Source organism: Psychrosphaera algicola, from assembly GCF_028401425.1.
Lineage (GTDB): Bacteria > Pseudomonadota > Gammaproteobacteria > Enterobacterales > Alteromonadaceae > Psychrosphaera > Psychrosphaera algicola.
Genome location: NZ_JAQOMS010000002.1, coordinates 2018632 through 2033225, shown reverse-complemented (window position 1 = coordinate 2033225; position 14594 = coordinate 2018632). Strand labels below are relative to the sequence as shown.

The window sequence follows — 14594 nt, the reverse complement described above, 5'->3', positions numbered from 1 at the left end:
TTACACTCAAAGATGTGATAACTTTTTCTTATTGTTCTCTTTCTGGTGATAATTAAGTTAAAATACCGCCTTAAATTCATTTTATGGCGTCTTATTTGTGGTTAATTCATCCGCAGTGTTAAATGCTCAACAAGTTTATAATATTGAACGTTGGAGCGAAGGTTACTTTTCGATTAACCCGGAAGGTGAAGTTTGTGTTGATCCAAGTGTAACTGGGCAAGCACCAATTAACTTTGCACATCTTTGTCAGGAGTTAAAAGACGAAGGATTAACGTACCCAATATTAGTTAGGTTCACTGATATATTGTCCCATAGAGTGACACGACTTGTTGACGCGTTTAAGAAAGCCAAACAAGAGCGCGAGTATAAAGGTCGTTATACAGCGGTTTATCCAATTAAAGTGAATCAACAGTTTTCTGTTGTTGAGAAAATTATTAGCCACCCATCAGAAAAAGTGGGACTAGAAGCCGGAAGTAAACCTGAGTTGATGGCTATTTTGGGTGTTTCTGAACATCCAATTACAATTGTTTGTAACGGCTATAAAGACAGCGAGTTTATGCGCTTGGCCTGTATTGGTCAGTCGATGGGGCATAAGGTTCATGTTGTTGTTGAAAAAGTATCTGAAGTTGCAGCACTTGTTGCCGCAGCGCAAGACATTGGTGTTATGCCAGTCATCGGAGTTCGAATTCGACTAAATTCGATTGGCAAAGGGAAATGGCAAAATACCGGCGGTGAAAAAGGCAAATTTGGTTTATCGGCCAATCAGGTATTGCAAGTCATCGACTTATTAGAAGGGGCGGGGTACTTGGCTAGCCTGCAACTTGTGCATTTTCATATAGGGTCGCAAATTGCTAACATCCGCGATATCCACAATGCGATTACCGAGTGTGCCCGTCATTATGCTGAATTACGAAAGTTAAATGCGCCTATTACTATTATCGATGTGGGTGGCGGACTTGGCGTCGACTATGAAGGTTCGGGGTCCAGAAGTGCCTGTTCAATGAACTATACCGTCGATGAATACGCAAAAAACGTTGTTGCACCAATTGCTGAAATTTGTGACCGATTTGACTTACCGCATCCTGATATTATTACCGAATCAGGACGTGCAATGACCGCACATCATGCGGTGTTAATAACGGATGTTATCGATATTGAAAAAGCACCGGTTCCAGAGTCGATTGCCCAACCAAGTGACGATGCGCCAGCAATTTTGCTAGAGTTGTGGCGCAGCTATCAATTAACTGATGCGCGACATGCAATCGAGTCGTATCATGACGCTATCCAGCTTTTTGCCGACGCGCACCAACAATATGTGGTTGGCCTTATTGGGTTAAAAGATTGGGCGGTAATAGAGCAACTGTATTTTAAAATATTGTCTCAGGTTCAAAAAATATTGGACCCAAGAGCACGTACTCATAGAGAAGTGTTGGACGAAATTAATGAAAAGTTAGCTGACAAAGTGTTCGTTAACTTCTCGTTATTTCAATCAATGCCTGACGTGTGGGGAATAGAACAATTGTTTCCGGTCATGCCAATCCAATACTTAGACAAGCCATTGGAAAACCGCGCCATTATTCAGGATATTACCTGTGATTCAGACGGACAGATTAGGCAATATGCGGACGGCGCAGGAATTGAATCGAGCCTGCCATTGCCGCCGTATACCGAACATAACGATTACCTTATCGGCATGTTTATGGTTGGCGCATACCAAGAAATTTTAGGCGACTTACATAACTTGTTTGGTGACACAGACTCAGTGCACGTTGAATTGTCTGACGAAGACCCTAGAGGGTATCGCTTTACTCAGTCGTTAAAAGGCGAAAGTGTTTCTGATGTTTTGCAACATGTGCAGTTTGATGTTGACAAGTTAATGATAAACTACCGCCGTAATATTCGTAAAACCGAGTTGTCGGCGAGTCAAAAATCACAGTTTATTGACGAGTTGCAGTCGGGGTTAGCGGGTTACACTTATTTTGAAGATTAAGAGAGTATAAGACTAAATGAGAATTTGGATCGAAAACATAGTGGGAAGTATTGTTGGGGTAATGTCGTTTTGCTTGTATTGCATAAACACGATTTTTTGGTCGTTACCAATTTTTGCATTGTCTGTATTTAAGCTTATTCCGTTCGCCAGTTCGCGTAAATTTATTACAATTTTATTGGATTTTTGTGCGGCCAGTTGGGTGAGTGTGAATACGGTCATCCAGAAGATTTTGAGCCCGATGAAAATCACGGTAACGGGTGATCTCAATTTATCGAAAAAAGATTGGTACTTGGTTATATCTAATCACCAGTCATGGGTTGATATTGTTGTATTACAAAGAGTTTTTAACGGAAAGATCCCATTTTTAAAATTTTTCCTAAAGGAACAATTGCGTTACGTGCCGATATTAGGTTTGACGTGGTGGGCGTTGGATTTCCCTTTTATGAAGCGATACACAAAAAGCTTTTTGGCCAAAAATCCTCATTTGAAAGGCAAAGATTTAGCGACCACTCGTGAAGCCTGTGAAAAGTTTAAATACAAACCTGTATCCGTCATGAATTTCATTGAAGGCACGCGTTATACCGATAAAAAACATGAAAACCAAAATAGTAAATATACAGGGTTATTAAAGCCAAAATCCGGTGGGATCGGTTTTGTTTTTACGGTAATGGGCGAGCAATTGCATAAAGTTATTGATGTCACCATTTATTACCCACAACAAATTCCTACGTTTTGGCATTTTTTATCTGGTCGAATTCGTAATGTTTCAATGCACATCGATGTACACGAAATTACCTAGGACATCATTGGGGATTACAGTACGGACAAAGAATATAAAAAGCGTCTTCACAGCTGGATTAACGGTATTTGGACTCAAAAACAGGAAACCTTGTTGCAGTTAAAATTGCAATCTGAATCTCAAACTTAGGAATATTTATGTTGTCATTTCTACCGCCGTGGTTGCTTATTTTTATCACTTTGCCGCTGTTTTTTAGCATCACTGCGCTTGTCGCGACATCAATTTTTATCTTAGGTATTATTAAACTTATTTTGCCATTTAAAATTGTTGCAACCATTCTCAACTTTTTCATAAATGCGATTTGGAGAAGCTGGGCAATAGGTAACCTATTTGCGATTAATTTAACAAATCCAGTGGTTTGGGAAATTGATGACCTTGATGACTTTGACAAAAAAGTTGGTACTTGTTGATATGCAACCATGTTAGTTGGGTCGACATTATGGTCTTAACTCAAATAGCGCTAAATACGTTGCCTTCTCCTAAATTTTTTTAAAAAACGAATTAAAACGCACACCATTTATTGGCATGGCCGCGTGGGCGATGGATATGCCGTTTATGAAACGTTATAGCCGCAGTTATTTAGAAAAGCATCCCGAGAAAAAAGGCCAAGACATTGAAAGCACAAAAAAGTCGTGTGAAAAATTTAAAGATATTCCAACGACGATAATCAACTTTGTGGAAGGGACTCGCGTGAGCCCGCAAAAACAAAAGGAAACAAAAAGCCCGTTTAAGTACTTGTTGCCACCGCGTGCTGGTGGCATTGCATTTACGCTGGCGGCCATGGGGCATTTGTTCTCAGGCGTATTAAATGTCACGTTAAATTATCCAGATAACCAAAATGCCACAACCTCAATTTTATTTGGCAAGTTGAAACGTGTGCAAGTCCGAGTTGAAGTATTGGAAGTTAATGACGATATTGTTGGTGACTACTTTAATGACGAGTCATTTAAAGTCCGTTTTCAGACCTTAGCTAAATGATTTATGGCTAGAAAAAGACAAAGTGTTGGCCAGATTAAACAAGTGGTAATACCTAGTTGGATCCTACTGACTGAACGCCAAATTAATTGTCGCTAATTTGGCTTAACCATTCTTCCTAAACTATGGTTAATTTACCCGCATTGTTTCTTAGGAGATGGGTTATTAATGTTGTAAATCTTATTGGCGTCATATTGCTCTTGTCTATAGGGGCCACGTCAGTAATTGCCATAGAAAGTTCAGCATCCTCAAACGTCTCACCAGAGCCTCCAATTCCGTTTTTGCCGCAAGCCAGTAAAACGGCTTTATTAAATGACTTCAAACATTTGTCTCACCCCTCGATGGCTGGTCGAAAACCGGGTACAACAGGTCACGCCCTAGCTCAACGTTACATTCAAAAACGATTCAAAGATATTGGATTAATGCCGTTTAATGATAGCTTTGAGCAGCCTTTTATTAAGAAGCAGTGGTTAGCTGATAAGGCGGGCAATAACCTCGTAGGCTGGCTCCGGGGCGGTTCAAATGCCGACCAATACATTGTTGTTACCGCACATTACGACCATTTAGGTATGAGCCGCGGTAAAATGCACTTAGGCGCAGATGACAACGCCTCAGGCGTATCTGCTTTATTGTCGTTAGCCGCTGGCCTTGCTCAAACTGATTTGCATTATTCATATATATTTGTCGCAACGGATTTGGAAGAAAGTGGATTATATGGCGCTTTTGCATTTGTTGATTCACCACCGGTAGCTTTGGAAAAGATTAAGCTCAATATTAACTTGGATATGTTGAGCCAAGGTGGTCGACGAAATACGCTTTATATCAGTGGCGCTAAAAAATCGGATTATTTAGCACCCATTTTAGAACAGACAAAAGCCCGCGTACCGCTTCAAAATTTTAGACTCAAGTTTGGGCACGGCAGGCAAAAATTTCGCAGTAAAAGTAGCAGCAATGACGCCGTCGATTGGCGCAAAGCCAGTGATCATTATGCGTTTGCAAAACGTAAGATCCCTTATATCTATTTTGGTGTGGATACCCACAAACACTACCATCAAAGCAGTGACACCTTTGAAAACGCCGATGTCGAGTTTTTAGCAAAGGCAACCTACACCATAATGATCGTTACCCAAATGTTAGACCAACTTGACGAATTTCATTAATGTCAGACGGCACTAAATTCAACTACTTAGCAGCAGCTCCTTGACGCTTAAATTTGTTATAGAAGCTTTATTAAAATGCTTAACAAGCCTAATATGACGTTATCAATCTTATTTGTATTGGCACATTATGCGTTCGTTATTTCCCGAAATTAAAGCAAATAAAACGTGGCAAATCGCCGTAAACGATGGGCATGTTTTATACGTCGAAGAATCAGGTAACCCCGATGGGATCCCTGTCGTTTATTGTCATGGAGGTCCTAGCGGCGGCTCATCGGCAGCGCACCGACGATTTTATGATCCTCAATTGTATCGAATTATCCTGTTTGACCAACGTGGTTGTGGTCAATCTACACCTCATTGCGCCAATGACATAAATGCGATTTGGCAAAATACCACTAAAGATCTCGCCCATGATATGGAAATAATAAGGCAAGAACTGAACATCAAGCGTTGGGTTGTGGCTGGTGGTTCGTGGGGCACAACAGTCGCCTTGTACTATGCAATTGAGTTTCCAGAGATGGTATTGGGCTTATTGCTCAGAGGTGTTTTTCTCGCAAGACGACAAGACATTGAATGGTTGTTTGGTAAAGGTGGGGCCAGTGAAATTTTTCCTGAGTACTATCAGCGGTTTATTAAAGGTCACCAGTTTGATTCTACTATTGAATTACTCGAAAGCTATTATCAAAAACTCTCAGGTGAAAATGACTTAGAACAATTAACCGCGGCAAAACAGTTTTTGCAGTGGGAAAGTAATATTGTGCAACTCAAAACCCCGCAAAGTAATCCTAATTCAGACATGAGCAATAAAGACATTATCGCGATGGCAATGTTAAATTGTCATTACTTTTTGAATGACTGTTTCTTGTATGAATCTGAAATTATCAGTGAGATCAAACGAATACAACAGATCCCGGGGTATATAATTCACGGCAGATACGATATCGTTTGCAAAGCAGAAAACGCCTTTACGTTAGATCAATATTGGTCCAGTGGCGTTTTAGAAATTGTTCCATGTGCAGGGCACAGTTGTTTTGAAGTCGGTATTACCGACGGACTAGTGCGCGCAGGTATTCAAATTGCGGAGTTTATTAATAAAAAATGATAGGTTTGATACAACGTGTATCGTCGGCAAAAGTTGAAGTTGGCGGGCAAACAGTCGGTAATATTGGTGGTGGCTTATTAGTGTTACTCGGTGTCGAAAAAGACGACACCGAAGCGAAAGCAAAGCGGTTAGCAGAACGGATCGCCACTTATAGAATATTTTCTGACGACAATGGCCGGATGAATTTAAACTTAAAACAAGTCAGTGGCGAGTTGTTAGTTGTCTCTCAATTTACATTAGTAGCGGACACTAAAAAGGCACACGACCTGGATTTTCCCGGGGAGCAACACCAGAACATGGCAATACAATGTATGAGTATTTTGTTCGTCAATGTAAAGAACTCGATGTGAATGTTGAAACTGGAATTTTTGGTGCCGACATGCAGGTGAGCTTGGTTAACGACGGTCCCGTAACGTTTCAGTTGGAAACCTAGTTTTTAAATATTGGACCCAATGCTACAGGTGCGATCAAATAATAAATGGTGTTAAAACGCTATAAAAAACGCTAAAAAAGTCTAAAACATAATTAAGGAAACCTATGTTTATTTTAAAAATATTTACCTATTTAGCCGGTGTAGTCACGGTAGGGTTATTTGGCTATTTGTACACGGTTTTGGAAGAAACAGGCCAATTAGAACAAGTTATGGCTATGCCAAAAGACGACATAATGATTTATCACATTGTGGCGGGTGTAGTGATTGCTTGGTTAATATTTAGCTTGGTAATGAAAGTCGTCGCGCGCGGTTTAATTATTGTATTGTTGTTATTTGCCGTCGGTGCAGAAGGTATTTTTGTTGGACTCAATATCAACGGCACAATTATAGAAGAAAACCAAATGTTGAATGAATTCAAAGATAAAGCGACGGACATGCTTGAAGATATGGAAGAAAAAGCCAAAGACATTATCGACAATTAGCGTCCGGCTCGCTTTTAGGTAAACACATAGTCTTAGTCAATAAGGTTAGGGAATAAAAGTGAAATCAATCACATTAGTTGGTTTAGGGTTGTTGTTGGTTGCCTGTCAAAGTAACGGCAATAAGAGTGACAAGATAGGCAGAAGTGGTGATGTTTACATCGTCGATGGCAGTAAGCAGTGCCAAAACTTCAGTCGTAATATTAAGCACTCAGCGCAAATATTGACCGACGCTAATATCGCCGTGACCTCAGCGACGTGCGGTTCGTTAACGGGAGTTATGTTCCCAGCAGTATGTGGTGGTCAAAATGGAAAAGTACATGTATTCCAAGTTGATGATGTTGATGCTGCGGTTTTGTTGGGTTTTACGTCAATAGCGGACTTACCTGAAAGCCGAGGCGTTACTAAACGTGATTGTTCTTAACGGGCTTTGGACAATGTTAACACTGCAACTCACAAAAGTGAGTTGCAGTGTTAATCTAAGTTAGTGGTTATTCCTGTGCTAACTTCAATTTATCTTGGGTTTTAGTGTCAAAGTCACTGGCATCGTGTCGTTCATGCAATTGGTCTTCATCTTCTCCCCACACTTTATTCACTTTACAGCCGCGTTTAACCGCGTCACGAGCGGCAATTTGTTCAGTCCAACGCACTAAATGGGTATAACTTTTGGTGTCTAGGTACTCGGCTGCGTCGTAGGCTCGGTTTAAAACTAAGGTTCCATACTAGGCCCAAATTGCAATATCAGCAATAGTATATTCATCACCACACATAAATTGATTATTTGCTAAATGACGATCTAAAACGTCAAGTTGGCGTTTAACTTCCATCGTATAACGTTCTATTGGGTATTCGTATTTTTCTGGCGCATAAGCATAAAAGTGACCAAAGCCGCCGCCTACAAATGGCGCGCTGCCCATTTGCCAAAACAACCAAGATAAACACTGAGTGCGTTTTGCATGGTCGGCAGGGATAAATTTATTAAATTTTTCAGCAAGATATAACATAATGGAGCCCGACTCAAAAATAGGAGTTGGGTTGTCCGTACTTTGGTCAATCATGGCCGGAATTTTTGAATTTGGATTGATTTCTACAAACCCAGAAGAAAACTGTTGGCCCTCAAAAATATCAACCAAAAACGCATCGTATTCCGCGCCAGATTCACCAGCCGCGAGAAGTTCTTCTAGTAAAATAGTGACTTTAATACCGTTTGGCGTCCCTAATGAATGTAACTGGAGTGGGTGTTTACCAACCGGAAGTGGCTTTTCATGCGTGGCACCGGCGATAGGACGGTTAATGCTGGCAAACTTACCACCATTGCCTTAGTTGCCATTTCCATACTTTAGGTGGTTCATAAGTTTTGTCCGACATGGTGGTTCCTTAACGTTCGCGAGTTAAAAGTGCCGACTAAATTGTATTAGGCACTATTACTGATTTGTTTAACTTGTATATGACTTGCAGATGCAAGTTTCAAGTAAGTAGACACAATGGAGCCAAAAGATATTTCACGGTAACTAATAACGTTCTGTTGATTTGTTTTTAGTTTACATGTCAGACGAGGTTCTGCCATTACATCATAAATGTAAAAAAACTGACAGCCGATATGCGCTATTTTGGGACGTTTCCATAACATTGTTTTACTGCTGTAATTGTTGTTTGGCAGGCCTTAGAGAATTATTAAGTCGATCTGAAATCGTGCTTAAGAATGAGAGTATTGTAATAATGTTTTGTTTGCTTGCTATTTGTCTATGTCTAGAAATTTTACAACTGGTACAGTTTTATTCCGAAATTTTACGCATCCAATTGAATTCAATACTAAATTTTTACTTGGAATGATAAATGCAAATTAATAATTTGTAATTTGTAATTTGTAATTTGTAATTAATACATGCTTTCAAAAAAGGAGATTTTCATGAAGAAATCGATTGCAGGTTTATTATTTAGTGTCGCTCTAGTGTCTAACGCAGAGGCGTCGATAATTGAAGTGGACTTTAACAATGGTGACAGCCTTGCCGACTGGACTGTAGATAGATCAGCGCCAGATGGCTTTGAAATTGTAAACAATGAACTACATATGACTGTTGCTGGGCAGCTAAACGGCAATAATTTTTATAATACCCAAGGGATGCAATTAGACATCGGTCATTCTAAGTTTTTGTCAATTGATTTATTTATTGATTCTAGTATGGCAGCAAACGATGGTCGATATGGCGGTTTATGGGGGTTGGGCGCGACAACAGTGATAACATTACAGCCTACCCTATTTTGGAAGCACAAACAGATGCTGGCACTATAGTCACTGATGTATATGATTCAAATATCGGTTGGGCTTTTGATACAGCTTCATTAGTCCTAGATGCATTTAATACCTTCAGTATAGCTATTACGTCGAATGGTACCGAGTATGGGATAAACGGAACGACTGTTTATACTGACTCAGTGAGTGATGTATCGTACATAGGTAGCGTAATATTGAATGGTTACAATACGTTGTCTGCACAAGGCGGTTATACGGCTCGTTTTGACAACTTACGATATGTTGATGTTCCTGAACCATGAATGTTGTCTATATTTATGTTAGGTTTTGCGGGTTTAATGGCAAGACGTTACAAGAAAGCTTAATGTAACTATTAGCACTTGTAAGAAGTAAATTGAAAGCCATCCAATTTGGATGGCTTTTTAGTTTCAGAACAAAACAGCTTCGGCTTAAAGGTGTCAAACATATAATAGGCACGCATTCTATTTCCTCCCTTTCAATTCCTATTATTATAATTATTACAACTGATTAGTAACCTTTTTCATTGATTCCGCGACTAACGCTGAGTGAGCCTAATTTGTTATCCCAGTTTTAACACAACAAAATGGTTTTCGAAGGTTCGGCTTACACGATATTTTTGAGTTTATTAGTTTAGGTTTTTCGTTCAAATTGCTGAAATAGAGAAGTTTTTAAAGCTTTATTTGGGTAACTTTGCATGACCAACCAAATATTCCATTGTTAATAAAAAGGAGTTGCTTGTGGAAATGAAAAATACATCACGATTGTCTGAATTAGATTGGTTAAGAGTCATATTAATCTTCGCCGTTTTTCTTCACCATGTTTGTATGCCTTTTAATGGCGATGGTTGGCATGTGATGAATAAAGATTCAAGCAAGCTTCTTGATGACATCATGGTGTATTTTGAGCAATTTAGATTACCGACCTTGTTTTTTATATCAGGCGTTGGTGCGGTTTTACTATTGTCGAACGTCTCCGCTAAGCAGTTCATATTAGATAAGTTGGTAAGGTTGTTTGTACCGTTATTGGTTGGGGTTTTGCTTGTTGTGCCACCGCAAAGCTACATTGAAAATATCTCAGAAATGGGATCTTTTTGGCAAGAGTTACCCATGCTTGCTCTAAAATTTGATACAAATCATTTGTGGTTTATTGAGTTTTTGATTGTATTTGCCTTATTTGCGATCCCAATTAACCAGTTTTTAGCATCATCTAGCGGCAAGTTTGTTATAAATAAACTGAGAACGCTGACCGATATAAGAGGAGGGCTATTTGTATTAGTCGCGTTACTTATAATTATCAAGGTGACTTTTTCTTTAGCTTTTCCAAGCGACGATAACAAAATTGAGAACTTATCTGCGTCGACATTTTATTTGTTTTTCTTTATTGCAGGCATGGTATTTATTCAAGATAGACATATTTGGCTGTCGCTAGGCGAGAAGCGGAAAGAGCACTTAGCGTTATTGCTTGTGAGTACATGTGTTTTTTATGCCTATTATTATTCGCCAGATTTGAGCGAATATTTGTCATTGGATGTTAGATGGGCGATTTGGTGGACAGTGTGTTGTTTTGTTGCTTGGTCAGCGATGTTAACGCTTTTGGGGTATGCGCAGGTCCATTTAACTCAGTCGCCAAAGTGGCTTCGCCAATGCAATGAGCTTATTTATCCTTTTTATATTTTTCATCAAACTGTGATTGTGGTTATCGCATATTTTATCATTTCGTGGCCGTTATCGATTCCGTTAAAGATTGGCCTGTTACTAATGTCGTCATTTACCTTAACGAGTGCAATTTGTTTCTTTATGATCAAGCCATTTAATCAATTTAGATTTTTATTTGGGCTGAAGCCAATAAAACAACGTCCTACCTCAACAACCGCGAGTTTTGATGCAGCGAGACGGGACAATAGCAGCAATAAACGGGCGTAAAGGAAAAGAAAACGAGGTTCAGTATGATTAGCTATTGGATTGTTTTTTATAATGCCCGATTGTTAAGGGCACTGTTGTAAAGGGCACTGTTGTAAAGGGCATTGTTGCTAAAGAATGCGATTTTAAAAAGCACTATTTTTAAAAGCACTATTTTTAAAAGCATGTGCCTGAACTTATTAATTGTTATCAGACTTACTGCGCCAAACAAATGCGCTAGATTGTTTATTAAGTACGGTAACACTTTGCTGTTCATCACTTTTTCTACCCGCCAATCCATAACAAATATGCAATGGCAAAAGGTGTTCTTCTCTTGGATGACAATACCGAGCATACGGTGCGTTGGTCCAGCTTGCCATTTTATCCCAACGTTCTGACTCAGAGCTGTTTTGATCAGATAACGTGGTATGCAACCATTGTTCAAAAGCGAGATTTTTAGCTCTTCGTTCTTCGGTATCAGGTGCAAAAAACTCTCGCATATTATGAAATGAAAACCCGGAACCAATCACCAGTAATTCATCGTATTGAAGGGACTGTAGTGCCTTGCCAATAGCAAGGTGTTGCAGTGGATCAAGATTATTGAGCAACGACAATTGAATAACCGGAATATCTGCCGCTGGGTACATCAAAGTTAAAGGCACGAATGCGCCGTGATCATAACCTCGTTTATAATCTAGTTGTGCTGGTATGCCTGCATTAAGTAAAGCTTGTTGAACTTTAGTTGCGAGTTTGGGCTCAGCCTGGACTTGGGTATTGCAATTGATACGCAGCAGCGGGAAAGCCCGAATAGTCATAGATCATTTCAGGGTGACTGCTCGCGGTAATTGTCGCGACTGATCCTTCCCAGTGGGCGCTGATCAGTAATATGGCTTTGGGCTTTTTAAATGTACTGGCCAATGACGTTAGATAAGTGACTAAATCCGCGTGTGAAGGGTCATTAAGCAAAGGCATTGGCCCGCCGCCGTGGGAAATAAATGCGATATTGACATTGCTCATTTTGGTTCCAAATAGATTAACTTAGTCAAATTTTCAGAATGAAGTGCGACTCGCAAATCAGTCTTAACGGGAATGATACCGCTTTAAGTTTTTTAAAGCGGTATCAATACCTGCGTTGTCATTCTCAGGGGAATAACTAGCGATTAGTTTAGCTTAGGAGTCAGTTTGTTCACTATAAGGTTATCTAAACTGAAACGACCACCACCTTGAATGGCTAATGCAATTGATACGACAAATAAAACTAACCCATATTCATAGCCATTGTTCGCCATAAATAAACCGTTTCCAAGGTGTACGGTGACAATAGCAACCAACATCGTGAATGCTGAAACCACTGCGGCAGGGCGGGTTAACAATCCTAATAGTAATGCAATTCCGCCAAAAATTCAGCGCTGCCGGCTAGCATTGCCATTAAGTAACCTGGTGTTAGCCCAATACTGGCCATCCATTGTCCAGTGCCATCTAACCCATATCCACCAAACCAAGCAAATAGTTTTTGGGCACCATGTGCAGCCAAAATTAAGCCAACAGGAGCACAGAAGGATTAGTGCGGCAAAACCCGCATCTGAAGTTAATATTTTATTTAATAATGAAGTTTTCATCGGTAATTCCTCTAACCATTTTTGTAGTTGAAATAACAATTAATTTGCCCGTCTCTTGGGATGAACACACTTTACTATCAACAGAATAAAAGAGTAACATGGGAAATGTGGAATGATTAACAACATAATGTTGATAATGATTGAATTAAAAGGCGGAGGACTTGATGGATAGAGTTGATGCAATGCGAGCATTTGTCTCTGTTGTAATTGAAGGCAGTTTTAGTAATGCCGCTACAGCAATGCAAATATCGCCGCAGCTGGTGAGTAAGTATGTTTCTAAACTAGAAGAACGACTCGATGTTCGTTTGCTTAATCGGACCACACGCAAAGTGAGCCTCACAGAGGCAGGGACCCATTATTTTCAACATGCACAGCAGATTTTATCAAGTATTGACGAAATGGAGTCGCAATTAGGTGGGCTACAACAAAGTCCTAAAGGTACATTGCGAATTAGTGCCCCGGTGTCATTTGCGCTAAAACATATGGCGCGGTTAGTCACTGACTTTCAACTGCATTATCCATCTGTGACTGTAGACTTACAACTGAACGACCGTAAAGTTGACATCGTTGACGAGGGATTTGACATTGCGCTGCGCATTGGTCGTCTTAAGAGCTCGTCGCTTATTGCCAAACGCGTTGCGCCGATTAGAATAATTTTGTGCGCATCGCCGGACTATTTAAAAAAGCACGGTGTACCAAAACAACCAGAAGACCTTAAAGATCACCGCTATTTGCATTACAGCTATATCGAAATGGACGGCAAAGAGAACGATATTTTCCAATGGTTAAAAACCAAGAACAGTAAGTCTGTTGGAGATTTTCAAAGTAACAATGGTGACGTTTTGGTTGATGCAGCAATTGCAGGCGCAGGTTTGGTGTTGCAACCTACCTTTATCGCCAGTGAGGCGGTTCGAAGTGGCAAGCTTAACGTTGTACTGCCCGAGTTTGAACTCGATCCAATGGGCTTGTATGTGGTCTACGCCCACCGAAAATTACTGCCAAATAAAGTGCGCTGTTTTATCGATTTCATTGAAGGTTATTATGGCGCACCACCTTATTGGGATGAATCGATTGATTAATGTGAGAAGGTATGTGAGGTCTTGTTCAGATCGTGTTGCGCAACCGATTCTGGGAACTTAACGTCACCTCCCTTGCGCAACATCATAATCTGATTTTGCATTTCGGGAACCGCAAAACGATACGGGGTTTCGTCAAATTCCGCCAATATACCCTAGTTTAATTGTTCGATTGTTTGCTCTGAGGTATCTAATATATTGATAACTAACCAACCAAATTGGTTTAGACATTGATTTATTTTAGCAAAAATAGACCGCTGAGCGGTCGCGAGTGTGTTGCTGTCCCCAATAAAAATATCAACAATAACCCAATCAAATGTGCTGTTTTTTACGATTAAGTGCTCGAGATAATCTATTGCATCGGATTCTACAATAGTTAAGTTAGCACTAGCAGGAAAATAGGTTTTAACCGAGTCGATGACCTCTGCACAACAATCAACGCTGGTGACTTTGATATCCGGCCTTGAATGCGACAAATAGCGATTAATAAATAAACCGCCACCTCCTAATTCCAAAATTGATTTGGGTTCGTCATCGTAGTTTAACGGTAACAGCATGACATAATTGTGCGGTAATAGAGAACGATAGGGCCTGCTGTTCTCTATGGCGGTTTGCACAATACCATTAACGAGCAGCCAAGATTGGCGCCCGCTTTGACGGATCTCAATATTGCCAAAGGAACTTTTGACCATATATATCGTTTTATTTTCATTATCTGGCGTAAGTGTTTGCGCTAACTTCATTGTTAGTTTTTAATAAACCTTGGGTTTTTAATAATAACTATAATA

14 protein-coding genes and 4 pseudogenes are annotated in these 14594 nt (G+C 40.0%); 13 read left to right on the top strand and 5 right to left on the bottom strand.

All coding sequences use genetic code 11. The annotated features are described in order from the left end of the window. The first annotated feature begins 97 nt into the window (after window positions 1–97). The 9 genes and pseudogenes from speA (at window position 98) to PN838_RS10880 (ending at window position 7362) form a co-directional block, all read left to right on the top strand. Complete coding sequence (gene speA, locus PN838_RS10925; RefSeq protein ID WP_272180675.1) at window positions 98–1990, top strand: biosynthetic arginine decarboxylase; 1893 nt, start codon at window positions 98–100, stop codon at window positions 1988–1990. Between the two features lie 16 nt (window positions 1991–2006). Further along, window positions 2007–2918 (top strand): annotated as a pseudogene (gene yihG, locus PN838_RS10920) (1-acylglycerol-3-phosphate O-acyltransferase, YihG family). A gap of 8 nt (window positions 2919–2926) precedes the next feature. Then, entirely contained in the window at window positions 2927–3199 is a 273-nt protein-coding gene (locus PN838_RS10915) for an acyltransferase (RefSeq protein WP_272180674.1), read from the top strand. 73 nt (window positions 3200–3272) lie between these two features. Beyond that, window positions 3273–3767 (top strand): acetyltransferase, encoded by a 495-nt coding sequence (locus tag PN838_RS10910; RefSeq protein WP_502592200.1) that lies wholly within the window; start codon window positions 3273–3275, stop codon window positions 3765–3767. A gap of 197 nt (window positions 3768–3964) precedes the next feature. Then, entirely contained in the window at window positions 3965–4924 is a 960-nt protein-coding gene (locus PN838_RS10905; RefSeq protein ID WP_272180672.1) for a M28 family peptidase, read from the top strand. A 127-nt stretch (window positions 4925–5051) separates the two neighbouring features. After that, a complete protein-coding gene (pip, locus tag PN838_RS10900; protein WP_272180671.1) occupies window positions 5052–6026 on the top strand; it encodes a prolyl aminopeptidase in 975 nt (324 codons plus the stop codon). Further along, a pseudogene (gene dtd / locus PN838_RS10895) lies at window positions 6023–6393 on the top strand (D-aminoacyl-tRNA deacylase); the annotation flags it as partial. The gene pip and the pseudogene dtd, both read left to right, overlap by 4 nt. Window positions 6394–6563: 170 nt before the next feature. Next, window positions 6564–6941, top strand: coding sequence for a hypothetical protein (locus PN838_RS10885; RefSeq protein ID WP_215961790.1), 378 nt, complete (start codon window positions 6564–6566; stop codon window positions 6939–6941). A gap of 58 nt (window positions 6942–6999) precedes the next feature. Continuing rightward, window positions 7000–7362, top strand: a complete 363-nt coding sequence (locus PN838_RS10880; protein WP_272180668.1) for a hypothetical protein — start codon at window positions 7000–7002, stop codon at window positions 7360–7362. Between the two features lie 67 nt (window positions 7363–7429). Here PN838_RS10880 and yghU read toward each other — a convergent pair. Next, a pseudogene (gene yghU, locus PN838_RS10875) lies at window positions 7430–8306 on the bottom strand (glutathione-dependent disulfide-bond oxidoreductase). 541 nt (window positions 8307–8847) lie between these two features. On the opposite strand from yghU, the gene PN838_RS10870 reads away from it, so the two are divergent. The 3 genes from PN838_RS10870 to PN838_RS10860 all read left to right on the top strand — a co-directional run bounded on the left by PN838_RS10870 (window position 8848) and on the right by PN838_RS10860 (window position 11135). Then, window positions 8848–9231: a hypothetical protein gene (locus tag PN838_RS10870; protein ID WP_272180667.1), complete on the top strand. Its 384-nt coding sequence runs from the start codon at window positions 8848–8850 to the stop codon at window positions 9229–9231. Continuing rightward, complete coding sequence (locus PN838_RS10865) at window positions 9201–9494, top strand: hypothetical protein (RefSeq protein ID WP_272180666.1); 294 nt, start codon at window positions 9201–9203, stop codon at window positions 9492–9494. The genes PN838_RS10870 and PN838_RS10865 overlap by 31 nt, the downstream gene beginning before the upstream one ends. A 462-nt stretch (window positions 9495–9956) precedes the next feature. Beyond that, window positions 9957–11135, top strand: coding sequence for an acyltransferase family protein (locus PN838_RS10860; protein WP_272182567.1), 1179 nt, complete (start codon window positions 9957–9959; stop codon window positions 11133–11135). Window positions 11136–11311: 176 nt separating this feature from the next. Here the strand turns inward: PN838_RS10860 and PN838_RS10855 are convergent, their stop codons facing one another. The 3 genes and pseudogenes from PN838_RS10855 to PN838_RS10850 form a co-directional block, all read right to left on the bottom strand. Further along, entirely contained in the window at window positions 11312–11926 is a 615-nt protein-coding gene (locus PN838_RS10855; RefSeq protein ID WP_370661029.1) for a DODA-type extradiol aromatic ring-opening family dioxygenase, read from the bottom strand. Continuing rightward, window positions 11868–12128: a DODA-type extradiol aromatic ring-opening family dioxygenase gene (locus tag PN838_RS27275; protein ID WP_370661028.1), complete on the bottom strand. Its 261-nt coding sequence runs from the start codon at window positions 12126–12128 to the stop codon at window positions 11868–11870. Before PN838_RS27275 ends, PN838_RS10855 begins: the two co-directional genes overlap by 59 nt. Window positions 12129–12271: 143 nt before the next feature. After that, window positions 12272–12730 (bottom strand): annotated as a pseudogene (locus PN838_RS10850) (DoxX family protein). A 164-nt stretch (window positions 12731–12894) separates the two neighbouring features. Between PN838_RS10850 and PN838_RS10845 the strand changes: the two are divergent. After that, complete coding sequence (locus PN838_RS10845) at window positions 12895–13809, top strand: LysR family transcriptional regulator (protein ID WP_272180665.1); 915 nt, start codon at window positions 12895–12897, stop codon at window positions 13807–13809. 152 nt (window positions 13810–13961) lie between these two features. On the opposite strand, the gene PN838_RS10840 is transcribed toward PN838_RS10845, so the two are convergent. Continuing rightward, window positions 13962–14549, bottom strand: a complete 588-nt coding sequence (locus tag PN838_RS10840) for a spermidine synthase (RefSeq protein ID WP_272180664.1) — start codon at window positions 14547–14549, stop codon at window positions 13962–13964. Between the last annotated feature and the right edge of the window lie 45 nt (window positions 14550–14594).

Bases quoted from the DNA above. Each gene is read 5' to 3' on its own strand.
- PN838_RS10915 (WP_272180674.1), top strand. From the start codon at position 2,927: ATGTTGTCATTTCTACCGCCGTGGTTGCTTATTTTTATCACTTTGCCG.
- pip (WP_272180671.1), top strand. From the start codon at position 5,052: ATGCGTTCGTTATTTCCCGAAATTAAAGCAAATAAAACGTGGCAAATC.
- PN838_RS10885 (WP_215961790.1), top strand. From the start codon at position 6,564: ATGTTTATTTTAAAAATATTTACCTATTTAGCCGGTGTAGTCACGGTA.
- PN838_RS10870 (WP_272180667.1), top strand. From the start codon at position 8,848: ATGAAGAAATCGATTGCAGGTTTATTATTTAGTGTCGCTCTAGTGTCT.
- PN838_RS10860 (WP_272182567.1), top strand. From the start codon at position 9,957: ATGAAAAATACATCACGATTGTCTGAATTAGATTGGTTAAGAGTCATA.
- PN838_RS10855 (WP_370661029.1), bottom strand. From the start codon at position 11,926: ATGACTATTCGGGCTTTCCCGCTGCTGCGTATCAATTGCAATACCCAA.
- PN838_RS27275 (WP_370661028.1), bottom strand. From the start codon at position 12,128: ATGAGCAATGTCAATATCGCATTTATTTCCCACGGCGGCGGGCCAATG.
- PN838_RS10845 (WP_272180665.1), top strand. From the start codon at position 12,895: ATGGATAGAGTTGATGCAATGCGAGCATTTGTCTCTGTTGTAATTGAA.
- PN838_RS10840 (WP_272180664.1), bottom strand. From the start codon at position 14,549: ATGAAGTTAGCGCAAACACTTACGCCAGATAATGAAAATAAAACGATA.